We start from the raw sequence: 24,164 nt of genomic DNA on the forward strand, positions 1-24,164 counted from the left end.
AATTATGAAGCACTTCTTCGGAAGTGCTTTTTTAGTATATTTAAGAAGAAAAAATAAAGATGTTTAAAAATTTATTCAACCGAAATAAAAATCAATCAAATAACCAAGAAGAATCAAAAACGATGACTTTCGAAGAAATTATTAATTCAGATAAACCAGTTTTGTTAGATTTTTTTGCAACTTGGTGTGGTCCTTGTCAAATGATGGGGCCAGTATTGCAACAAGTGAAAGAAGAATTGGGAGATGATGTCAAAATCCTAAAAGTGGATGTTGATAAATATCAAGATTTAGCTGCACGATATCAAGTGCAAGGAGTTCCGACTTTTGCTATTTTCAAAAATGGTGAATTATTATGGAAACAAAGTGGAGCACGACCAAAAGAACAATTGGTGGTAGAAATCAAAAAATATATTTAAAAATAGGTTTGCTTTGCAACCAAAGTCGATTAAAAAATCCGCTCATTGAGCGGATTTTTTTGCTTATGTAAATTACTTAAAATTAGGTTTTCTTTTCTCAACAAAAGCAGTTGTTCCTTCTTTGAAATCTTCTTCGTCAAATAAATTTCCGAAACTTTCAATTTCAACTTCAAAACCATTGTCTTTATCTGACGCATTAATTGCTCGAATCGCGTGACGAATCGCTACAGAAGAATTTTTTGAAATTTTAGTCGCAATTTCTTTTGCACGATCAATTAATTCAGCTTGCTCAACAACTTCATTCACTAAACCAATTTCATGCGCGCGTTCAGCTGTAAACATATCTGCTGTCATAATTGCTTGCATTGCACGACCTTTTCCAATTAATTTTGGCAAACGTTGCGTTCCTCCATAACCCGGAATCAAACCTAATGTAACCTCTGGTAATCCTAATTTTGCATTAGTTGATGCTATACGAAAATGAGACGCCATCGCTAATTCTAAACCACCTCCTAAAGCAAAACCATTCACTGCGGCGATTACAGGTTTTTTAGAATTTTCAATTTTATCAAAAACATTTTCTTGTCCTTTTGCAGCTAATTGTTCACCTTGACGACCATCAAAACTTGCAAATTCTTTGATATCAGCACCAGCAACGAAAGATTTTTCACCAGAACCTGTTAAAATAATTACTCGAATAGCGGGATCAGAATCTGCGTCTGTAAAAAAGTTTGAAATATCATCTAATAAATCTTTGTTCAATGCATTTAATGCTTGCGGACGATTTAAGGTAACTAATGCAATTTTATTTTCTACTTCAACAATCAGATTGTTATAATTATATTCCATTTTGTTTGTGTTTTTATTATTCACTCAAAAATATCAATTGTTCACTCAACTAAAAAATTTATCAAAAAATAATTTGTACAATTCAAAATCCTTTCTAAATTTGTCCCAATGAAAACATTATTTACAAATAACTGGTGGTGGAATATCGAACAACAAAACGTTGGTTCGTGAGACCTCTATGCAGTTATATGTAGAAAAGGCTTGTCGTAACCGACAAGCCTTTTTTTGTGCTCTAAACCTAAATATTTAACAAATGAATTTAACTTTTAACATACAGAAAGAAACTGTTTTAGCCGATTTAACAACTCCTGTTCAGCTTTATTTGAAATTGCGAGATATTTATCCGAATGCCTTATTATTAGAGAGTTCTGACTATCATTCTAAGACAGATGCTAACTCTTTTATTTGTCTAAATCCGATCGCAACTTTTAAGGTTACAAACGGAATTGTGAATGAAACGTACGCGAATGGAGAAACAAAAGAATATGCGTTGAATGGTCAAGAATTGACAGAAAAATTCAAAAAATTCACAAGTCAGTTTATGATTCAAAATGGAGAAGATTTACTTGTAAATGGTTTATTTGGATACATTGCGTGGGATGCGATTCCACATTTTGAAACAGTAAAATTTTCAGCAAAAGGAAACGAAGCAACGATTCCAGAATTTTCGTATTCGTTCTATCAAAATATTGTGGTGTTCAATCATTTTCACAATGAAATTCAATTCATCGAATTTCAAAATGATGAAATAGATTCTAAATTTTCTGAAATTAAAAGTGTTGTTCATAACAAATCAATTGTTGAATATCCATTTAATGTAGAAAGTGAAATTCAATCGAATTTAACAGATGATGAATTCAAAGAAATGGTGACAAAATGTAAACAATCTTGTTTCCGTGGAGATGTTTTCCAAATTGTTCCTTCTCGTCAATTCAAACAAAAATTTTCGGGTGACGAATTTAATGTTTACCGCATTTTACGCTCTGTAAATCCTTCGCCCTATTTGTTTTATTTCGATTACGGAAATTATAAAATCTTCGGATCTTCACCAGAAGCGCAAATTATCATTAATAATAATCATGCAGAAATTCATCCTATTGCAGGAACAGTTCGCAGAACTGGAAGTCCAACTTTGGACAAAGAATTGACCGAAAAATTAATTGCTGACCCAAAAGAAAATGAAGAGCATGTGATGTTGGTCGATTTGGCTCGCAATGATTTAAGTCGAAATTCTGCTGATGTAAAAGTCGCACAATACAAAGAAATTCAGTATTTCTCGCATGTGATTCACATGGTTTCAAAAGTAACTGCTCAATTGGATCCAAGCGTAAATACGATGAAAGTTTTTGCAGACTCTTTTCCGGCTGGAACACTTTCTGGCGCACCAAAATTCAAAGCAATGGAATTATTAGACGGTTACGAAAATCAAAATCGTGGCGTTTATGGTGGCGGAATTGGATATTTAGGATTCAACGGTGACATCAACATGGCGATTGCGATTCGTACGTTCGTCAGCAAACAAAATACCTTATATTTTCAGGCTGGTGCTGGAGTTGTTTCCAAATCGGTCGAAGAAAATGAATTACAAGAAGTCAATCATAAATTAGGAGCGCTTCGTCGCTCAATAGAAATCGCTCAAAACCTATAAACTATGAAAATTTTAGTTATCGATAATTACGATTCGTTCACCTATAATTTAGTGCATTCATTAAAGAAATTCGCCGATGATATTACCGTTGTTCGCAATGATGGAATTACTTTGGAAGATGTGAATAATTATGATAAAATATTACTTTCTCCAGGTCCAGGAGTTCCTGATGAAGCCAATTTATTGAAACCAATCATCGAGAAATATGCTTCAACAAAATCTATTTTTGGCGTTTGTTTAGGACAACAAGCAATTGGAGAAGTTTTTGGAGGGAAATTATTAAATACACAAGAAGTTTTTCACGGAGTTGAATCTAAAATTGAAGTAATAAAAGACGAAGTGTTATTCCAAAATTTACCAAAAAAATTAGAAGTTGGACGTTACCATTCTTGGGTAGTTTCAAATGAAGATTTTCCTGAAGAATTAGAAATTACAGCAGTTGGTCCAAAAGGAGAAGTGATGGCTTTACGTCACAAAACGTATGATGTTCGCGGTGTTCAGTTTCATCCAGAATCTATTTTAACACCACTTGGAGATGAGATGATTAAGAATTGGTTAGAAGCTTAAAACGATGAAAAAATTATTAAATTTATTATTCGAAAATTATACTTTGAGCGAAAATGAAGCCTATCAAATTATGGTGGAAATTTCGGAAGAAAAATATTCGGCTGTCGAATTAGCTTCATTTATGACCATTTTTAATATGCGTAACATTACGTTGGAAGAATTAAAAGGATATCGTCGAGCGTTGTTAGATTTATGCATCAAAGTTAATTTACCAAAGCAAGCGATTGATGTTGTAGGAACGGGCGGTGACGGAAAAGACACTTTTAATATTTCGACATTGAGTTGTTTTGTCTTGGCTGGAGCTGGAGAGAAAATTATTAAACAAGGAAATTACGGAACGTCGTCTGTAAGCGGTTCTTCGAATATGTTGGATAATTTTGGTTACGAATTTTCTGTTAATCAAGATAAATTAAAACGTGAGTTCGAAGAAGTTGGAATTACATTTTTACATGCGCCACTCTTTCATCCGGCTTTAGCGAAAGTTGCTCCGATTAGAAAAGGTTTGGCGATAAAAACATTTTTCAATTTAATGGGGCCTTTGGTGAATCCTGTTCAACCAGAATTTCAAAATTTAGGAACATATGATGTCAAAACTGCTCGATTATATCATTATGTGATGCAAAATTCGGGCGTGAAATATTCGATTTCGACTGCGTTGGCTGGTTATGATGAAGTTTCGTTGACATCGCCTACAAAAGTGTTCAATAATTCGGGGGAATTTGTTTTAGAAAGTAAAGATTTTGGTTTAAATATTCTTCAACCTGATGAGATAAAAGGAGGAAAATCAATCGAAGAAAATTCAAAAATATTTTTGAGCGTTTTAGAAGGAAATTCAACTAAAGCACAAAAAGAAGTTGTTTTAGCAAATGCTGCTTTAGCGCTTAAAACAATTTATCCAACCAAAGATTTAATCGAATGTGTAGCAATTGCGAACGAAAGTTTAGACAGTAAAAAAGCATTGAATGTATTCCAAAAATTAATGAAACCATGAAAACGATATTAGACGAAATTGTCGCGCAAAAACGTATTGAAATTTTAGAAAAACAGAAAACTCAATCAATAGAAAGTTTTAGAAATTCAGAAAATTTTTTGCTTCCTGTTAAATCTACAAAAGCTTCAATTTTAGATAAATTAAAATCTGGAATTATTGCAGAATTTAAGCGAAAATCACCATCGAAAGGTTTTATTAACAAAGACGCAAATGTAAAAGAAGTTGTTTCCGGTTACGAAAAGTTTGGTGCTTCTGTCGTTTCTGTTTTAACAGATGAGCAATTTTTTGGCGGAAGTTTTGATGATTTAAAACAAGCAAAAGAAGTGTTGAATATTCCTGTTTTGCGTAAAGATTTTATTGTTGATGAATTTCAAGTGTACGAAACAAAAGCGATTGGTGCAGATTTGATGTTATTAATTGCAGAATGTTTAACAAAAGACGAAGTCTATAATTTAGCTAAAACTGCTAAGGGAATTGGATTAGAAGTTTTATTGGAATTACATTCAGAAGATCAATTAGAAAAGGTAAATGAATTCATTGATTTGATTGGAATTAACAATCGTAATTTGAAAAATTTCGAAGTTGATATTGAAAAATCAAAACAAATCTTGAAACAATTACCAACCGATTTAATTAAAGTTGCGGAAAGTGGAATTTCTGATCCTAAAACAGTAAAAGAATTAAGACAAGCTGGATTTCAGGCATTTTTAATTGGTGAAAATTTTATGAAAGCAGATAATCCATCTCAAGCATTTGAGCAATTTGTAAAAGAATCAAAATGAAACGTTTTCAAGTAAAGGTTTGCGGAAATAATAACATCGAAAATTTTAAAGAAATTGCAGCAATCGAACCCGATTATGTAGGCTTTATTTTCTATCCAAAATCAAAAAGATTTGTAGAAGACGAATCTATTTTTGAAGTTTTTCCGAATGCAGAAAAAGTTGGCGTTTTCGTGAATGAATCAGTCGAGAAAATTCTCGAAAAAGTTGAAGAATATAAATTAGATGTTGTCCAATTACATGGTGATGAAACAGCTGACTTTTGTGAAGAATTAATCAATCAAAAACATCAACGATTATTAACTGATGAAAACTTTTTAGACTTTAAAATTTGGAAAGCCGTTGGCATAAAATCGATTGAAGATTTTCAACAATTAACCACTTATCAACAAGTTATTGATAGTTTTGTTTTCGATACAAAATCAAATAATTACGGAGGAACTGGAAAGAAATTTGATTGGCAATTGTTAACAAATTATCAGTTATCAATACCCTTTTTATTAAGTGGCGGAATAACACTTGAAGATGCATTTATCTTGAAAAATTTTCAGCATCCGAAATGTATTGGATTTGATATCAATAGTGGTTTTGAGTCAGCACCAGGAATAAAAAAAACTGACGAAGTAAAACAGTTTATCGATACAATTGATGGACGAATTGAACAAAATTAAAAAAGAAACAAAATGAAATACGAAGTTGACGAAAGAGGTTTTTATGGTGAATTTGGAGGAGCATTTATCCCAGAGTTATTACATCATAATTGTGAAGAATTATCTGAAGCTTTAGCACAATATATCGATACAGACGAATTCAAAAATGAATTTAATTTGTTATTAAAAGATTACGTTGGTCGACCAAGTCCATTGTATTTTGCACCAAATCTTTCAAAAAGATATAACACCAATATTTTATTAAAGCGTGAAGATTTGAATCATACAGGTGCACATAAAATCAATAATGCGATTGGTCAAGCTCTTTTAGCAAAACGAATGGGTAAAACCAAAATTATTGCCGAAACTGGTGCTGGACAACATGGTGTTGCAACTGCTACTGTTTGTGCGTTGATGGGATTAGAATGTATCGTTTTTATGGGAGAAATTGACATTGCTCGTCAAGCACCAAATGTTGCACGAATGAAAATGTTAGGTGCAGAAGTTATTCCAGCAACCTCAGGAAGTAAAACCTTGAAAGATGCAACAAATGAAGCGATTCGTTATTGGATCAATAATCCTGAAACTTTTTACATCATTGGTTCTGTAGTTGGTCCTCATCCTTATCCAGCAATGGTAACGAAATTCCAAGCGATTATTTCAGAAGAAATTAAAGCACAAATGAAAGAGAAATATGGGAAAGAAAATCCTGATTACGTGATTGCTTGTGTTGGTGGCGGAAGTAATGCTGCGGGAGCTTTTTATCATTTTTTAAATGATGATTCTGTCAAATTAATCGCGGTTGAAGCGGCAGGTTTGGGCGTAGAATCTGGAGAAACTGCTGCTACAACTATCAAAGGAACAGAAGGAATTATTCACGGAAGTCGAACATTATTGATGCAAGATAAAGATGGACAAATTGTTGAACCTTATTCAATTTCGGCTGGATTAGATTATCCTGGCGTTGGTCCTTTACATGCGCATTTGTTCAAAACTGGACGTGCTGAATTCTTAAATGCAACAGATGATGAAGCCTTGGAAGCTGCTTTTATGTTGACAAAAGAGGAAGGAATCATTCCTGCATTAGAATCTTCTCACGCTTTAGCTGCTTTAGAAAAAATTAATTTTAAACCGCAAGACATTGTGATTCTGAATCTTTCAGGAAGAGGAGATAAAGATTTAGAAACATATATGAAAGTTTCCGAAAAATATTCTTAAAAATATTTGGTTAATTTTCAAAAATCACCTTACATTTGCACCCACGATAATGAAATCTATCGGGGTGTAGCGTAGCCCGGTCATCGCGCCTGCTTTGGGAGCAGGAGGTCGCAGGTTCGAATCCTGCCACCCCGACAAAATTTTCATCCGAAAATAGAAAGATTTATCGTAAAAGAATGACCGAATCGGGGTGTANNAATCCTGCCACCCCGACAAAATTCAATGAATTTTTGGATCGGTCCAGTAGCTCAGCTGGATAGAGCAACTGCCTTCTAAGCAGTAGGTCTCAGGTTCGAATCCTGACTGGATCACACGTTTTATTAAAAACCAGGAGAGGTGCCAGAGCGGTAATGGAGCAGATTGCTAATCTGTCATCGGGAAACCGATGCCAGGGTTCGAGTCCCTGTCTCTCCGCATTTTTTTTGAATGACCGAATCGGGGTGTAGCGTAGCCCGGTCATCGCGCCTGCTTTGGGAGCAGGAGGTCGCAGGTTCGAATCCTGCCACCCCGACAAAAACCTTTGTATATTTGCAAAGGTTTTTTTTATACATTTATTTCATGAAATCTATCTTAGGTAATAAAGAATCTTTTGTCTCATACTCTGTCGCTTTTCTATTTATTTTAATCATGATTGGAACAGCAATGATTTATGATGATAAAGAAATTATTTTACCAGAAGTTGCTGCATTATCTGTCGGAATTTTAACGTTTCGAGAAAATAAATGGCTACAACGACCATTTCATATTTTTTTACTTCCATCCATAACTGCTATTTTAGGATTTGGGATTAATTTTTTACCGATTATATTATCATTCAAATTAGCATTGGTATTGGTTGCAATGTTAATTGTCTTGAAAATTTTTAAAAGTCAACTTGCGCCAGCATTAGCTACGGGATTATTACCAATTGTTACAAATACAGAATCTTTTGTATTTCTATATGCGATATTTCTATTTGTCTTTTTACTTTTTCTATCAATAAAAATATTCAAACTAAAACCAACTGAAAATGCGGTTCCAATGATTTATACAAGCCATAACAGATGGTTAATCGGATTATGTGTAGTTTGGTTTACAGCTTGTTATTTTAGCGGTTTTGCACATTTCTCTGCTATTCCACCTATTATCGTAATTTCTTTTGAATCTTTAAATAATCCAACATTAAAATTAACCGTACGTCTAAAACGTATTCTTGTAATGTTCATGGCTACAATGGCTGGTTGTTTAACAATGCATTATCTTGATAATTGGTTAATCATTGGCTTGATCGATTTGATTATCGTAATGTTTATTTTGAAATTAACAGATTTACGCTTACCTCCTGCTTTTGCAATGGTTATTTTACCAATGATTTTACCTTCTGACTCGATAAAATATTTACCTGTTGCAACATTAATCATGAGTATATTTTTTATGCTATCGATTTATATTATTCAGAAAGTTGCTTATCCAAAAGCGATTGATTTCAAATAAAAAAGTCATCCAAAATTGAATGACTTTATGACTATTTTAATATGTTTCTTCGATTGATTTTACCATATTATAAATGAACTCGTTGTAAGGTGTCGGAATATTATATTGTTTTCCTAAACTGATAATTTCGCCTGCAAATTCATCCACTTCCGAATATCGTTTTGCTTCGCGATCTTGTAACATCGAAGTTTTACCAAATTCATCCACAATTTTCATCGTAGATTTCATTCGATCCACTTCTTCTTGACCAATTGCAACTCCATGTGCATTCCCAACTGCAAGAACTTCATTAGAAATCATATCCATTAAAACCTCGAGATGTTGATTGGTACGAAATTGTCCATATGGAAACTCCAACAAAAACGTCAATTGATTTCCGACAACATTTACCAAATATTTCGCCCACTGCGCTTTCTGAATATCATCCGATAATTGATTTGGAATTTCAGCAACATTCATCAATTCATGTAAATCGACTAATTTATCATGATTAATTGAATCCATTTTCCCAAAAATAATTTTTCCTATACTCGAAAACGTCACGCGATTATCAACTTTTACAGCATCCATATATGCAACTGCATTCACCACACGATCCCATCCAAAATGATCTGCCAAAACACGTTCAGAAGAAATTCCGTTCATCAAACTTACAATCATTGTGTTTTCACCAACAAAAGGCTTCATATCTTCTATCGCTTGCTGTAAATGTGAACTTTTAACGACTAAAAATATATAATCTGGATAATTATTCTCCTCGATTTTTGTGACATAATTAAAATCATACGCTTTATCATTCACAAAAATTTGCGATTTTTCGTATCGATTTTTTCGCTCCTCATCTACAATTACACTTACAATTTCTGGATTATATTCATAAAAACTCGCTGCATATTTTGCTCCTAAAGCTCCCAATCCAAGAAAATAAATTGATTTCATTTTTTTGTTATTTAGAAGATAAATTTAAAATAAAATCTACAACATTTACGAATTAAAGTCTTTGAAAAAATTTAATATTTCGGTTATAATTAGTTTTGATAAACTTTTGACAATTCTTTTGGATTGAGATACAAATAATAAATCAAATTACGCAAATCATCAAGGTTTGAGCTAGAATCTACAGCTATTTCATTCTCTTTTTGAAAATTCTTTTTCAATACATCATACAATTGATTTATTTTCTTCCAATTATCTTTTGCAGCAATTTTTTCAACAGATTTATTATTCGCAGATTTCGCTAATTGTGAGGGCATTTTCTGAATCGCTTCAAATAAAACATATAGATTGTTGACATGATTGATATAATTGTATGTTTCATTTACGGCAAAATAATTCAGAAGAGTTTTCTCTTCATCCGAAATTTTCAAGCTTGAAATTAACATCATTTCCTCACCTAACCATTCATAAGCCGACAATCCAATTTGAGAAGCATTTGACGTCACAACCATTCTTGGAATTGGTTCTGCATTTGCAATTTTATTTAAAGTAAATCCTGTTTTTTGATTCAGAATATTCAATCGATTATTTGCAGGAGCAAGACATTCAAAGCATAATCGCAATTGTATCCTAACGCAATAATTTCTTCAAATTCAGAAAAAATATCGGCAGAAGTATCGTTGTTAAAACTCTCAAAATTTTGCAAACAATTATCTTGATATTTTTCTATAAAATCATTCATAGAAGAATAATCTTTTTTATCATCATCCCAAATAAGATTAAAATTATAAGCAAAAATATTCACAAATTGCATCGTTTTACTTTGAGGATTTTCATCAACAAATTTTTGATATACTTCTACTTTAGGAGATTCTATATCGTAATCATCCATCAACGCAATTAAAAATCGTTCATTGATTGGAGTTTTAGTTCCAAATTTCTTTCCAACTGACTTTTTAAATTTCTCTTTATAATCAACAAAATATGATTTTTGATTATCATTCACCACAAAATAAACTTCGAGTTCAGAAAGAAGCCCAACTTTTTTGCCTAATTCTATATTATTATCCAACATATATTTTTCGAAAGTAGAATAATCAATTCCTTTTTCTTTCGTTTTTTCTAAGATCGTTTCATCAGGATAAACTCTCGAACCAAAAGGTAAAGAATATAAAAAAGGTCCATCTGCAAAAAGCTGAACAGAGGTAAATAATGTCAGTAAAAAAGTGAAAAATAATTTTTTCATAAGATTGATTTTTATAAAATTAGGAATTTAGTTGAATACTTTCTTTTATTTTATACGATTTAACATGAATAAAATTTATTATTAAAGCATTTTCTTTATATTAATTCAAACAAGACAATTCTTCAAATTGTTCTTTTAGAAAATAGTTTTTACATATATTTAACAAATTAATACATCACACGTGAGTCAAATAAATAATACTGAAGAAAAAGAATTACAAAGAGGCCTTACTAACCGACATATTCAATTGATTGCTTTAGGTGGCGCGATTGGAACTGGTTTGTTTTTAGGAATTGGACCTGCTGCTGTTTTAGCTGGACCATCTGTTATTTTGGGATATGCAATTGCAGGAATTATAGCCTTTTTTATTATGCGCCAATTAGGAGAAATGGTTGTTAACGAGCCTGTTTCAGGAAGCTTTAGTCATTTTGCATATAAATATTGGGGATCTTTTGCTGGATTTGCTTCTGGTTGGAATTATTGGATTCTTTACGTTTTAGTAAGTATGTCCGAATTGACTGCAATCGGAATTTATGTACAATTTTGGTGGCCAGAAATTCCATTATGGGCGTCGAGTTTGTTCTTTTTTATTGTGATTAACGCATTGAATTTAGGCTCAGTAAAAATGTTTGGTGAAGCTGAATTTTGGTTTTCTATCATCAAAGTAATTGCCATTATTGCTATGATAATCTTCGGAGCTTACTTATTAATAAGCGGAACTGGAGGTGAACAAGCAACAATACAAAATCTTTGGAACAACGGAGGTTTTTTTCCAAAAGGTTGGTTATCTGGTAATAGCGAAGGCGGTTTTAGTGGATTATTCGCCGCAATGGCTCTTATTATGTTTTCTTTTGGAGGTTTAGAATTGATTGGCATCACAGCTGCTGAAGCTAAAAATCCAGAAAAAACAATTCCAAAAGCAACCAATCAAGTAATTTATAGAATTTTAATCTTCTATGTTGGAGCATTAATTATCTTATTTTCGTTAGCTCCTTGGGAAACGATTACGGATAAAAGTAGTCCTTTTGTAATGGTTTTTGAGAATTTGAATCATTTGAAACTAAATATTTTTGGTAACACAATTGATTTTTCAAGATTAATTGCCAATGCACTAAACATTATTGTTTTGACGGCTGCTTTATCAGTTTACAATAGCTCTGTTTACAGTAATAGTAGAATGTTATATGGTTTGGCAGAACAAGGAAATGCGCCTAAATTCTTAAAAAAATTAAACAAAAATCACGTCCCTGTTATGGCGATTTTAGTTTCATCTTTTTTCGCAGCAATTTGTATTTTAATTAATAAAATAATTCCAGAAGATGCATTTCATGTATTGATGTCTTTAGTGGTTTCTTCGTTGGTAATTAACTGGATTATGATTTCGATAACACATCTTAAATACCGAAAACAAAAGAATTTGGAGAATACAAAAACATTATTTCCATCTTTCTTGTATCCTATCAGTAATTATATTTGTCTAATTTTCTTATTTGGAATTTTAGTGATTATGTGGTTTACAGGACTTAAAATTTCAGTAGAATTAATTCCAGTTTGGTTGATCTTCCTTTACATCGCTTATCGAATTGTAAAAGAAAATAAAAAGACTAAGAATTCTTGATAAATTTTAATTTAAAATAGTTCATATAAAAGCTTCAAGATTACTTGAAGCTTTTTAATTTTACATCATGAAAAAAATAGTTGTTGGATTCATTTTGATGATGAGTTCTATTGTGTTTTCACAAGAAATTTATCAAGTTATAGCGCAAGAAGGATTGACAGTTAGAACAAGTCCGAATGGAAAACGAATTGGTAAAATTCCGTATGGATATCCTGTTAAAATTTCAGAAAAAGGTGAAGCGTTTGCAATTAAAGATAATGGGAAAGCAAAAAGTGGAAACTGGGTGAAATTAGATGTTAGCTCGTCTAAATTAATTTTGGATGAAGGAGTTAATGATTCTTCTGCTCAAGGCGATTTGTATGCGTTTAGTGGTTATTTAATCACACAACAAAATTTTGTCAATCAATTCGAAACAGAAATTTCTACGCACCCAGCTTTTAGCGAATTTTATTTAGCAACAGCTTACAAATGCTTCGCAATTAAAGGCGACTTTTTTGGTGACGGTGTGGTGGATTATTTATATAGAATGATTGATACAAAAGGAAATATCCGTTTATTTATTGTGAATAATATGAAAAAAGGAAGTCAAATTTATGGTTTGGGAGGAGCAAAAGATCCGTTCAAAATTACAAATTATGATTTCGGAACGTTGATGATGATTCCAAAAGGAACGCCACTTTATTCGAATTATAAAGATGGAGTGAAACGAAATTTAAATGGAGTTTCTAAAAATGAAATCGTAACTTTAGATTATGATGCGATTTATGTGCATCAAGATAACGCAAAAGAAGGCGGATTTATTTACCGAAAAGATGGTAAATGGAATTGGCTGAACCAAAAATAAAACTAAAATAATTATGCAAAATATAGAAGGTAAAGTAGCTTATATAACGGGGGGAACAAAAGGAATTGGATTAGGAATTGCAAAATCATTGGTAGAAAATGGTTTGAAAGTGGCAATTTCTGGACGAAACATTGATGATGTTGAAAAAGCTCGTCATTATTTAGGAAATCAAAATGTATTGGCTATTCAGTCGGATGTGAGACATTTCGAAGATGAACAAAATGCAATTGAGCAAATTATTTCTGCGTTTGGACGTTTGGATATTGTGATTGCAAATGCTGGTTTAGGAAAATTTGCACCAGTTGATGAACTTTCTTTAGAAGATTGGAATGCGATGATTGATACTAATCTAACAGGAGTTTTTCATACGATAAAAGCGTCTGTTGAAGCACTAAAAGTTTCGAAAGGATATTATATTTCGATTGCTTCTTTGGCGGGAACAAATTTCTTTGCGAATGGAGCGGGTTACAATGCTTCGAAATTTGGCGTTGTCGGTTTTACACAAGCTGCGATGTTAGATTTGAGAAATTATGATATCAAATGTACAACGATTATGCCTGGTTCTGTGACTTCAAACTTTAATGATCATGTGCCAAATTCAGAGGATGGATGGAAAATTCAGCCCGAAGATTTAGGACAAATGGTAGTTGATTTATTGAAAATGAATCCAAATGTTTTGCCAAGTAAAATAGAAGTTCGTCCTACTAAAACAAAATAATTTAAAGATCTCGATAAGAGATCTTTTTTTATGAAAAAAATATTTCGTAATTACCAATAGTTTACATAGTTTCGTGGAAAAATAAGAAATACAATAAAGGTATTTTTTAACGAGCACTTTTTAATGAGTTTTAAAAAATCAGTCAATCATTTTCGTCGTACAATTATGCGTCGATTAACAGGAGGAATAGGTGATGGTAATTTGCCAAAAATAGACAAAGAAAAACCTCTTGAACTTAATAGAGTACTGATAAACAGACCCAATCAGCGTTTAGGAAATATTCTATTGATTACACCTTTGATTCAGGAAATTATCCGATATAATCCTGGTGTTAAAATTGACTTATTTGTAAAAGGAAAGGTCGCTCCGATTATTTTTGAGAACTATCCTCAAGTTGATCAAATTATTGAATTACCTAAAAAACCTTTCAAAGAATTGATTCAATATGCTAAAGTTTGGCTAAAAATCAAGAAAAAGAATTACGATTTAGTGATTAATGTTGATAAAAATTCATCTTCAGGACGACTTTCAACTTCTTTTGCGAATTCTAAGTATAAAATTTTTGGGAATGAATTTGAAATGAATTCGAATCAAGAAATTCATATTCATCAAGCACAATATCCAGTTTATGTGTTTAGAAAATTCTTAGAATTATTTAAAAATAAAGAAGGAAATTTAGATAATCCAACTCTAAATATTCAGTTAACAGAGCAAGAGTCTACAAAAGGAATAGAAATGTTAACTGAATTGATTCAAGATCCTTCAAAGAAAACACTTGCATTTTTTACGTATGCAACTGGTACAAAATGTTATGATGAAAAATGGTGGACAGAATTTTACAATTTATTTTATCCAAAATATTCGCAAGAATATAATTTAATTGAAATTTTACCTGTCGAAAATATTTCGATGCTAAATCATAGATTGCCTACTTATTACAGTAAAGATGTGAGAGAAATTGCAGCTGTGATGAAAAGTTGCGAATTTGTGATTGCAGCCGATTCTGGTATGATGCATTTGAGTTGTGCAGCGCCTACAAAAACAATTGGTTTGTTTAAAGATCAAAGCTTCTTAGAGCGTTATAAACCTTATGGAATAGGAAATGCTGTAGTCTTGATTAATAATGAAGATAAGGGTATTCTTGTTCAAGAAATGGATAAATTATTGGTTAAAAAAAAAACTGTTTTTTATCATCAAACAAAGTTCGTTTCGATTTGATATGAAATAAATTAGCTTCAACAAAAATATTTTAATTTCGTTTGATTATTTCATAGCTTTGTCCTCTGAAATAATTTAAAAATGTCAACAGAGTTTACAATTATCATCCCAATTTATAATGAGGAAGATAACTTGATAAGATTGGAAGAAACAATGAATCAATATCTGTCAAAGTCAATAAAACGGACTGAAATTTTATTGATTAATGATGGTTCTAAAGACAAAAGTTTGGCTCTTATCAAAGAGATTTGTAATAGAAATCAAGCTTTTCATTATATTTCTTTTGACAAAAATTATGGTTTATCTTCAGCTATAAAAGCTGGTTTTGATACAGTGGAATCAAAATGGGTTGGTTATATCGATGCGGATTTACAGACTGATCCAGAAGATTTCAATAAATTATTAGCGTTAGCAGATCAATATGATTTGGTGACTGGAGTTCGTGCAGATCGCAAAGATTCTTTCGTGAAAAACATGTCATCTAAAATTGCCAATTCTATTCGTAGAGCATTTACTAATGACGGAATGGATGATACGGGTTGTCCATTAAAAGTTATAGATGCTGAAAAAGCGAAGAAAATTCCGATGTTCAAAGGATTGCACCGTTTTTTACCAGCTATGATTTTATTACAAAATGGAACGGTTACTCAAGTTCCTGTCAAACATTTTCCTCGTATCGCGGGCGAATCAAAATTCAATTTATGGAACCGTTTATTAGGACCGTTAATGGATTGTTTTGCATTTGTTTGGATGAAGAAAAAATACATCAATTATAAAATTCAAGAAAGAGCATAATGCCAAATTGGGTTATCATCAGTATTGGTTTTCTTGCACAAGCACTTTTTTCGAGTCGTCTTATTTTACAATGGGTTGTTTCTGAAAAGAATAAGAAAGTTCTTACACCAAAATTATTTTGGGAAGTTAGCTTGTTTGCATCTGTTTTGCTATTTTTATATGGTTATTTGCGTCATGATTTTTCGATTATGTTGGGACAAACATTGACGTATTATATCTATATCAGAAATATTCAACTTCAAAATCATTGGAAAGAATTTCCGAAAATAGTACGCATTTTCTTGTATGTTTTTCCTGCATTAATTGTTTTATATGGTTTCAATAACGGAATTTTTGATGTAGATTTATTATTCAAAAACGAAAAAATTCCGATGTGGCTTTTATCTTTAGGAGTCGTATCTCAGGTACTTTTCACATTTCGTTTCGTCTATCAATGGATTTATTCCGAACGAAAACACGAATCGCAATTACCAATGGGATTTTGGGTCATTAGTTTAACAGGATCATTGTTGATTTTAATTTACGCGATTATTCGAAAAGATCCCGTTTTATTTGTTGGTCATTTTATGGGATTTATCGTTTATGCTCGAAATATATTAATCAAACGAAAAGAGAAAAATGGTTCAGTGGATTAAGCAAAATTCAGTTTTATTTTTAATCATCGTAACAATTTTGATGTTGTTTGTTAATCTTGGCGTTTTACAAACCAACATTATGGAGGCTCGAAACATTATTTCGGCGCGAGAAATGGTACACGATGGAAATTGGATTTTTACCACGCTTAACGGTTTGCCTCGTTATGAAAAGCCACCTTTACCAACTTGGATTACAGCTATTTTTGGAAGTGTTTTTGGTTTCGAAAACTTTTTTTGGCTACGCATTCCAGTTGTTCTAATTACCATTTTATTAGTCGTTTGGTTCTATAAAACATTAACGCATTTCGATTTAACAAAACAACAAGTTGTTAATTCTTCATTGGTTTTAATCACTTCATTTTACGTGTTTTTCTCTGGGAGAGATAACAATTGGGATATGTACACGCATAGTTTTGTGATGGGAGCGATATTGTTTTTGGTGAAAGAATTTCAATCATCAAAATTTAATTTATTCAACTTTATTGCTGCATTTTTATTGTTAGCTTGTTCGATAATGAGCAAAGGTCCAGTTTCGTTGTATGCGCTATTTTTACCGTTTTTAATTGCTTATTTTATTTTTTATAGATACAAATTAGGAAGAAATTTAGGAATTACAATTTTAACGATAATATTAGGTTGTGTCGTAGGATTTGCATGGATGATGTATGTGAAATATTTTGATCCAGAACATTTTTTAGCGGCTTCTCAAAAGGAAGTGAACAATTGGCACAGCTATAATACTCGTCCAATTTATTATTATTGGAGTTTCTTTACACAATCTGGTTTATGGACAATTCCGGCTTTGGTAAGTTTGATTTATCCTTATCTAAAAAATAAAGTTGCAAACAAAAAAGCCTATCAATTTGCTTGGTTATGGACAATTTTATCGGTGGTTTTATTATCTGTAATTCCAGAAAAAAAATCAAGATATTTATTACCAGTTTTAATTCCTTTAGCGATGAATATTGGCTTTTATATCGAATATTTACGATTAGAATTCAAAAATTTATCAAATAAAACTGAACGATATTTTACCAATTTTGCGTTTGGTTTATACGGAATAATAGGAATCGCAATTTCAGTTGGTGTTTTTATTTATACAAAAGATCGTTTGTCAGAATTTTTGGTTTGGTCGATTCCTTTTGCTATTGTTGGATTAATTTTAGGAATCTCAATTTTTAAAGGATTAAAGATAAAATCATTCGAACAGATATTTTACTCAACTATTTTATTGATGTGTTCAGTTGTTGCATTTGGATTTCCACTTTCCAAATTAACTTTTTCCGAAGAGTTGTATTCTTCTGCTAAAAATCTGAAAAAATTAGAACAACAAAATCAAATCAAAACATACGAATGGCAAAGTTTTGTTCCTGAAATAGTGTTGGATTATGGGACTTCAATTCCTGCAATTAACTATGGAAAGAAAACTATCTTTCCGAAAGAAGAGAAATTTGGAATGTTAGCAAGTCCGTCAGATTCTACTTTTTTTGCAGATCATTTTAATAATTATTCAATCAAAAAAATTGGTGTGGTCGATTTGAATCATTCTTCAAAAAATCAAAAAAATTATAACGATCGTATCCAAAGAAACTATTATTTGATTCAAAAAAAGTGATTAAATTTCGAGTAAAATTTTTAGCTTAAATTTTCGTTATTCTAATAAAATCTTTTGCAGTTTCGGATTCTATTTTTTCTATGTTTTTGGTTAGTGAACAGTTTTGTTTTTGCTCAACATTTTGGGTGGAAAAATCCTAATTTTAGACAAGATTCTGTTCAACTTTCTGATACGATAAAGCTTCAAAATAAAGGAATTTTATCCGAAAAATTTCAAATTTTAGATTCAACAGGAAATCCAATTTCAAAAGAATTTTATACGATAAATTTTGAACGAAACGAGGTTTATTTCAATTCTTCAATCGCCAAACAAATGGTGAAAATTCAGTATTTTGTTAATCCAAAATTAGCCGAATCTGTTTTTTATGCCAAAAATCCGAATATCATTGTTAATGATGCAAAACCAGTTGATATTTTTCATCAAATAGAACCGAATTCAAAACAAGCGAACAAAGATGTTTTTGATGGTTTGAATAGTAAAGGTTCGATGGTTCGTGGTATTCGTTTTGGGAATAATCAAAGTGCGTCTGTGCAATCTTCGTTGGATTTGGAATTGTCAGGAAAATTATCGGATGATATTACAGTAAATGCGGCGATTGCGGATAATAATGTGCCAATAGAATCGGATGGATACACGCAAAATCTGCAAGAATTTGATAAAGTTTACATCGAATTAGCCAGTAAAAATTCGAAAATTAGAGCTGGACATATTGATATTAATACCAATCAAGAACGAGATTTTTTCAATCCATTTAATCAAAAAGTAACAGGTTTACAATTGTCAACTCAGTTAAAAGGCGAAAAATCGTCGACCAATATTTTTGCTTCTGGAAGCATTACACGAGGTGAATTTATGCGTGTTAATTTTGTTGGACAAGACGGAAATCAAGGTCCTTATAGGCTTTCTGGAAAGAATAATGAATTGTATGTGATTATTATTTCTGGTAGTGAGAAAGTATATATTGATGGTGTTTTGTTGGAGCGTGGCGAGCAAAATGATTATGTAATTAATTACAATACAGGAGAAATTTCTTTCACTTCAAACCGATTGATTACCGCAAATACGCGCATTAATGTGGAGTATTTGTACAATTCTCGAAATTATTCACAAGTTTTACTTTATGGTGGAGCTGAATATGAATCGGAACGATTGAAATTGTCAGGTTTTTTCTTTTCTCAAGGAGATTCGAAGAATAATTCACTTGGAAATGATTTGACAGATGCTGAAAAGCAAATTTTGGCAAATGCAGGGAATGATCCAGATAAAATGTACACCGTTTCTGCAGAGAAAACGACGTATGATTCGAATAAAATCTTGTATCGAAAAGTAAATCAAAATGGATTAGATATCTTTGAATATTCGACAGATCCAAACGATGAATTGTATCAAGTGGCTTTCACGTATGTTGGAGCTAATCAAGGAAATTATCGACAAATAAATGCGAATCAAAATGGGAAAGTCTTTCAATATAACGAAGCAATTGCTGGAGTTTTACGAGGTGATTATGAACCAATAAAGCAATTAATTTCGCTTAAAAAGTTGCAGATTTATACGTTGAATGGACAATATCAATTGAGAGATAATGGAAATGTTGGTTTTAATTTAGGTTTGAGTAATTATGATCAAAATTTATTTTCATCGATTGATGATCAAAACAATTCTGGTTTAGCAACTCGTGTTTATGGTGAAAAAACATTTTCTTTCAAAAATTGGAAAATTACACCTTATGCGGAATGGAATTTTATTAATAAAAATTATAAAAGTGCAGAGCGTTTACGAGCTGTTGAATTTGCACGAGATTTTAATTTGGAACAAGAATTAAGTGGCGTAAATCAGAATTTTATCACAACAAAAATCAATTCATCTTGGAAAGAAAAATTTAATGCACAATATAAATTCGATTATCTTGAAAATACTGGTTTGTACAAAGGTTTGAGAAATCAACTTGATGCAAATTATAAAACTGAAAAAGACGAAATCGTTGCGCAAGCAAATATTTTATCAACAAAAGCAACGCTTCAAAATACCAATTTTGCGCGTTATATGGTAGATGGAAAACGAAAAATTGGAAATAAATTTTGGGTTGGAGCGAGAGTTTGGGGCGAGAATAATGACATGGATGATTTGACAAAAAATCAAAAATCAGATTTAAGTTTTAAATGGAATGAATTTCAGTTGAAAGGAGGTTTTGCAGATTCGCTTGGTCATAAAATCGATTTGACGGTTTATCAACGTCAAGACGATTCGGTTCGTTTAGGGACTTGGCAAAATATTCAACAAAGTAAAGGAGCTATTTTTAATTCAACATTAATACAAAAACAAAATCATCAATTAAATTTAAATTTCCATTATCGACGAGTTAATTATCAATTTTTAGATGCGCCGAACGAAGATTTTATGACAGGAAGCGTAAAATGGTACAAAGCTTTTTTCAATCAAGGTTTACAATTAAATGTAGATTATGAAGTGGGAAGCGGTGTGGAACCGCAGCGTGAATTTCAGTATGTAAAAGTTTCGGATGGAATGGGAATTTACAAATGGACGGATTATAACGGCGATGGAATTGAGCAAATTGACGAGTTTGAAGTGGCAGAATTTATCGACCAAGCAAATTATATTCGCGTGTATACGAATACAATCGAGTATTTGAAAACGAATAAAAATCAATTCAATTTTACGTTGCGTTTTCGTCCAAAACAAGTTTTTAATACCGAAAATGAATTCTGGAATCGTTGGATGTTTCAGCAAAATATCTCGGCAAGTAACTCGTTGCGCAAAGAAGGAACGACGTTAGAATGGAATCCTTTTACGAATTCGGCTCAAATTTTAGGTAAAACAAGAAGTATTCGTTCGTCGATTTTCTTTAATCAAGGAACACAATATAAATGGTCGTCAAATTTTATTTACAATCAACAACAATCCCAAACGTATGTTTACACAGGTTCTGAATACCGTGATTCAGACAGTTATTTGTTGCAAGCGCGTTATAAGATTTTGCAAGATCTAATCGCAAGTTTCGATACTGAATATATGGTGATTAACAGCGATTCTGAATTATTTTTGAGTAGACGATATAAGTTAAATAATCTTCGTTTATCACCAAAAATTACGTATCAAACAGAAAAAAATCTTGTTGCGTCGTTGTTTTATAATTATCAAAATAAGAAGAATGTTTCGGGTGAAGAGCAATTAAATCAGTCGGATTTGGGAACAGAAATTCAATGGAACGGTTCGGATAAAATGAGTTTGTTGGGAAGTTTTAGTTTTATCAACAATAAATTTATCGGAAACCAAGAATCTGTTGTTGGAAATCAAATGATGGAAGGTTTGCGCGCTGGAAATAATTTTGTTTGGCAGTTGCAAATCCAACGGCAAATCACAAGTTTTTTGCAATTGAATATTTCGTATGATGGACGAAAAACCGAAGAAAATAAGCCAATACATACGGGAAGTGTGCAAGTGCAAGCGAGGTTTTAAATAATAAAAGACGATTTTATAAAATCGTCTTTTATTATTATTTTTACATTCTATTTACTTCATCTTGATTTCCAGTTTCGCGATTTTTTACTGATAATTTATTACTTCCGAATTTATAATTCAATCCAATTCTTATGCTTTGAGTATCCCATACATTCGCAAAAGTTTGTACGATTCCATTGTTATTTTGTGATAAATATTCTTGCGCTTTGAAAATATCTGTTGCATTCAAACTCAATTCTAATTTTTTATCTAACATCAAATATTTGAACGAAAGATTGAAACGAGCATAAGGTTTTAGTTTATAATTTTGGAAAGTTTCTCCAAAATTTTGAAAATAAATCAAGTTAATAAACATCGTTTTTTGTTGATTAAGCGTAAAATCATTTGTCGAAAATAATGAACTCGACCAACCTTTGAATCGCTTAGAAGAAATTGCAACATTTGCGCTCGAATAAGAAACTTCAAAAGTAGTAACGCTTGACCACCATTTTGTAGGATTTATCGTCATATTTTGGCTCAAACCAAAGCTATCCGAATCTACAAAATTCATCCAAACAAAAGTATTATGTTTTGTGTTCTCATCAATGATTGAAGCTTGATTGACACCATCTCTCAAACTTGAATAATAAAGTCGAGTATCAAATTTTTTGTAAGTAAAAGTAAGTTCTAAATTGTGTGTAAAAGCTGGTTTCAAAAAAGGATTTCCTTCGTTGTAAACATATTCGTTTTGTATCATTCGAAAAGGATTTAAACTTTCGTAATTTGGACGATTGATACGACGCGAATAATTAATTCCTAAACTTTTACTTTTATCAAAAGTATGCAACAAATAAAATGACGGAAACAGTTTGATATAATCTGTTTTATTCGTTTGATTATTTTCTCTCGAAAAACCTTCTGTTTGTGTTGCTTCTAATCTCAAACCAGCTTGCATCTGCCATTTTTCTCCAAACTTTTTACTTCCGTTCAAATAAATTGCTTCGTTATTTTCTTTGTATTTGAAAAGATTCGACAAATTTTCATCAAATGTATAGTTGTAATTTTCGTCTGCTTTATATGCTTCAACCAAATTATTTGATTTTGATTGCGAAAATTTAGCCCCAAAACTCCAATTGAAATTTGTTAAAGGAAGTTCTACATCAATTTTAGATGAAAAATTCTCAATACGATTGTTTAAATTACTTTTTCCACCAAAAAAAGAATCTTCTATTAACTGATTATTTTTGTAAGAATTGGTTGCATAAGTTCTATTCATAGGAGATGAATAATTGGCGTAATCGGCATCAAATGAAATCTTTTTACCTAATGAATCAAGTGCAAATTCAGAATAAAGATTGACCAAAGATTGATTCGTCTTACCATTTTCGAATGAATTTCCTTTATTTGTTTGATAAACTTCGTTCGTTAAATTCTTGAAAAACATTTCTTGTGGATTTTCTGAATTATATTTCGAATTGTTGAATGAAAATTTAGAACCAATTGTCCATTTATCGGTTAATTTATAATCAACAGAGAATCGTCCTCCTAGATATTTGTTGATATAATCTGTGTAAGAAATGTTGTGTCTGCGCGCATCAGAGAAAAATAATTCGTTGTTCCATGTTCTCAGAAATCTTCTATCTCCAGCATTCAACGAAGTCTGAACTGTCCATTTATCTTTTTGTAAATTGTAAGCTGCATTGTAGCGCTCTGTGTTTCTTTTACTTCGCGTATATGATGCTCCAATAGTGGAATTCCAGCTATTATTTTTTATTTTTTTTGTTACAATATTTATAATTCCACTATTTCCTTCTGCTTCATATTTTGCAGGCGGAGTCGTGATGACTTCAATTTTTGAAATATCAGAAGCGCTAATACTTTCCAAATAATTAATCAAATCCGTTTGTGACATATAAGTTGGTTTGTCATCAATCAAAACCATTACAGAATTTTTTCCAGAAACCGCAATATTATCATTTGTTACATTCAAACCAGGAGTGACGCGCAAAACATCCATTGCAGTTCCGCCAGCCGCTGAAGTAGAATTTTCTACATTGAAAACAAACCGATCGATTTTTCGTTCCATGATTTTCTTTTCTGCTCCAACGACAACTTCTTTCAAGTTTGTAGATGTTTTAATTTCAATCTTTCCTAAATCGATAGAATTATTCAATTGAATATCTTTCTGAAAAACAATTTCTTCAAAATAGTTGATTTCAAATTTGTACGTATTTTTCTTTGCTTCAATAGCGAATTTTCCAAGTTCATCTGTTGTTAAATTGATAATTGTGTCTTGATTAGATAAGGTAATGTCAACATAAGGAAGCGCTTTATTTTGCTCCATAACTTCGCCTGTTAGTGTATAGTTTTGAGCAAATAGAAAACTAGCGCTAAATAAAATGATAAGTTGAATAAATGTTTTCATGTTGAATTAATTTTAAACAAATATTCTCCAAATCGATTCTTTTTGAACTTTAAAATCGACAAAC

21 protein-coding genes and 4 tRNA genes are annotated in these 24,164 nt (G+C 31.6%); 20 read left to right on the top strand and 5 right to left on the bottom strand.

Annotated features, from left to right (window positions below):
* The first annotated feature begins 59 nt into the window (after positions 1-59).
* A complete protein-coding gene (gene trxA, locus B3M86_RS06585) occupies positions 60-416 on the top strand; it encodes a thioredoxin (RefSeq protein ID WP_280050632.1) in 357 nt (118 codons plus the stop codon).
* Positions 417-488: 72 nt separating this feature from the next.
* Here trxA and B3M86_RS06590 read toward each other — a convergent pair whose 3' ends face one another.
* Positions 489-1,265 carry an enoyl-CoA hydratase/isomerase family protein gene (locus tag B3M86_RS06590; protein ID WP_291075931.1) on the bottom strand — a complete coding sequence of 259 codons (777 nt, stop codon included), beginning with the start codon at positions 1,263-1,265 and terminating at the stop codon, positions 489-491.
* 253 nt (positions 1,266-1,518) lie between these two features.
* Between B3M86_RS06590 and B3M86_RS06595 the strand changes: the two genes are divergently transcribed.
* The 11 genes from B3M86_RS06595 (at position 1,519) to B3M86_RS06645 (ending at position 8,591) form a co-directional block, all read left to right on the top strand.
* A complete protein-coding gene (locus B3M86_RS06595; protein WP_125349949.1) occupies positions 1,519-2,913 on the top strand; it encodes an anthranilate synthase component I family protein in 1,395 nt (464 codons plus the stop codon).
* A gap of 3 nt (positions 2,914-2,916) precedes the next feature.
* Complete coding sequence (locus tag B3M86_RS06600) at positions 2,917-3,480, top strand: anthranilate synthase component II (protein ID WP_125349948.1); 564 nt, start codon at positions 2,917-2,919, stop codon at positions 3,478-3,480.
* 4 nt (positions 3,481-3,484) lie between these two features.
* On the top strand, positions 3,485-4,471 hold the full coding sequence (gene trpD / locus B3M86_RS06605) for an anthranilate phosphoribosyltransferase (protein WP_125349947.1): 987 nt from the start codon (positions 3,485-3,487) through the stop codon (positions 4,469-4,471).
* Entirely contained in the window at positions 4,468-5,253 is a 786-nt protein-coding gene (gene trpC, locus B3M86_RS06610) for an indole-3-glycerol phosphate synthase TrpC (protein ID WP_125349946.1), read from the top strand. The genes trpD and trpC overlap by 4 nt, the downstream gene beginning before the upstream one ends.
* Positions 5,250-5,921 carry a phosphoribosylanthranilate isomerase gene (locus tag B3M86_RS06615; RefSeq protein WP_125349945.1) on the top strand — a complete coding sequence of 224 codons (672 nt, stop codon included), beginning with the start codon at positions 5,250-5,252 and terminating at the stop codon, positions 5,919-5,921. Before trpC ends, B3M86_RS06615 begins: the two co-directional genes overlap by 4 nt.
* A 12-nt stretch (positions 5,922-5,933) precedes the next feature.
* Positions 5,934-7,118 carry a tryptophan synthase subunit beta gene (gene trpB / locus B3M86_RS06620; protein ID WP_125349944.1) on the top strand — a complete coding sequence of 395 codons (1,185 nt, stop codon included), beginning with the start codon at positions 5,934-5,936 and terminating at the stop codon, positions 7,116-7,118.
* Between the two features lie 60 nt (positions 7,119-7,178).
* Positions 7,179-7,253: transfer RNA gene (locus B3M86_RS06625), tRNA-Pro, on the top strand.
* A gap of 102 nt (positions 7,254-7,355) precedes the next feature.
* Positions 7,356-7,429, top strand: a tRNA-Arg gene (locus tag B3M86_RS06630).
* 19 nt (positions 7,430-7,448) lie between these two features.
* Positions 7,449-7,532: transfer RNA gene (locus tag B3M86_RS06635), tRNA-Ser, on the top strand.
* 22 nt (positions 7,533-7,554) lie between these two features.
* Positions 7,555-7,629: transfer RNA gene (locus tag B3M86_RS06640), tRNA-Pro, on the top strand.
* Between the two features lie 47 nt (positions 7,630-7,676).
* On the top strand, positions 7,677-8,591 hold the full coding sequence (locus tag B3M86_RS06645; protein WP_125349989.1) for a hypothetical protein: 915 nt from the start codon (positions 7,677-7,679) through the stop codon (positions 8,589-8,591).
* 36 nt (positions 8,592-8,627) lie between these two features.
* On the opposite strand, the gene B3M86_RS06650 is transcribed toward B3M86_RS06645, so the two are convergent.
* The 3 genes from B3M86_RS06650 to B3M86_RS06660 form a co-directional block, all read right to left on the bottom strand.
* On the bottom strand, positions 8,628-9,530 hold the full coding sequence (locus B3M86_RS06650) for a ketopantoate reductase family protein (protein ID WP_125349990.1): 903 nt from the start codon (positions 9,528-9,530) through the stop codon (positions 8,628-8,630).
* Between the two features lie 89 nt (positions 9,531-9,619).
* A complete protein-coding gene (locus B3M86_RS06655) occupies positions 9,620-10,108 on the bottom strand; it encodes a hypothetical protein (RefSeq protein WP_221855472.1) in 489 nt (162 codons plus the stop codon).
* Complete coding sequence (locus B3M86_RS06660; RefSeq protein ID WP_221855474.1) at positions 10,105-10,773, bottom strand: hypothetical protein; 669 nt, start codon at positions 10,771-10,773, stop codon at positions 10,105-10,107. The genes B3M86_RS06655 and B3M86_RS06660 overlap by 4 nt, the downstream gene beginning before the upstream one ends.
* 181 nt (positions 10,774-10,954) lie before the next feature.
* On the opposite strand from B3M86_RS06660, the gene B3M86_RS06665 reads away from it, so the two are divergent.
* From B3M86_RS06665 to B3M86_RS06700, 8 genes are all read left to right on the top strand, one after another.
* Positions 10,955-12,391, top strand: coding sequence for an amino acid permease (locus B3M86_RS06665; protein WP_371875724.1), 1,437 nt, complete (start codon positions 10,955-10,957; stop codon positions 12,389-12,391).
* 67 nt (positions 12,392-12,458) lie between these two features.
* Complete coding sequence (locus B3M86_RS06670; protein ID WP_125349992.1) at positions 12,459-13,235, top strand: hypothetical protein; 777 nt, start codon at positions 12,459-12,461, stop codon at positions 13,233-13,235.
* 13 nt (positions 13,236-13,248) lie between these two features.
* Complete coding sequence (locus tag B3M86_RS06675) at positions 13,249-13,953, top strand: SDR family oxidoreductase (protein WP_038330800.1); 705 nt, start codon at positions 13,249-13,251, stop codon at positions 13,951-13,953.
* 123 nt (positions 13,954-14,076) lie between these two features.
* Positions 14,077-15,171, top strand: a complete 1,095-nt coding sequence (locus B3M86_RS06680; RefSeq protein WP_291075929.1) for a glycosyltransferase family 9 protein — start codon at positions 14,077-14,079, stop codon at positions 15,169-15,171.
* An 81-nt stretch (positions 15,172-15,252) separates the two neighbouring features.
* Positions 15,253-15,966: a glycosyltransferase family 2 protein gene (locus B3M86_RS06685; protein WP_291069094.1), complete on the top strand. Its 714-nt coding sequence runs from the start codon at positions 15,253-15,255 to the stop codon at positions 15,964-15,966.
* Complete coding sequence (locus tag B3M86_RS06690) at positions 15,966-16,601, top strand: lipid-A-disaccharide synthase N-terminal domain-containing protein (protein WP_291069096.1); 636 nt, start codon at positions 15,966-15,968, stop codon at positions 16,599-16,601. The genes B3M86_RS06685 and B3M86_RS06690 overlap by 1 nt, the downstream gene beginning before the upstream one ends.
* Positions 16,585-18,216 (top strand): ArnT family glycosyltransferase, encoded by a 1,632-nt coding sequence (locus B3M86_RS06695; protein ID WP_291075927.1) that lies wholly within the window; start codon positions 16,585-16,587, stop codon positions 18,214-18,216. Before B3M86_RS06690 ends, B3M86_RS06695 begins: the two co-directional genes overlap by 17 nt.
* A 93-nt stretch (positions 18,217-18,309) precedes the next feature.
* Complete coding sequence (locus B3M86_RS06700) at positions 18,310-21,693, top strand: hypothetical protein (protein ID WP_291069100.1); 3,384 nt, start codon at positions 18,310-18,312, stop codon at positions 21,691-21,693.
* A 43-nt stretch (positions 21,694-21,736) separates the two neighbouring features.
* On the opposite strand, the gene B3M86_RS06705 is transcribed toward B3M86_RS06700, so the two are convergent.
* Complete coding sequence (locus B3M86_RS06705) at positions 21,737-24,100, bottom strand: TonB-dependent receptor domain-containing protein (protein ID WP_291047871.1); 2,364 nt, start codon at positions 24,098-24,100, stop codon at positions 21,737-21,739.
* Positions 24,101-24,164 lie beyond the last annotated feature (64 nt).

The organism is Empedobacter sp. UBA6305 (assembly GCF_002440405.1).
Taxonomy (GTDB): domain Bacteria; phylum Bacteroidota; class Bacteroidia; order Flavobacteriales; family Weeksellaceae; genus Empedobacter; species Empedobacter falsenii_B.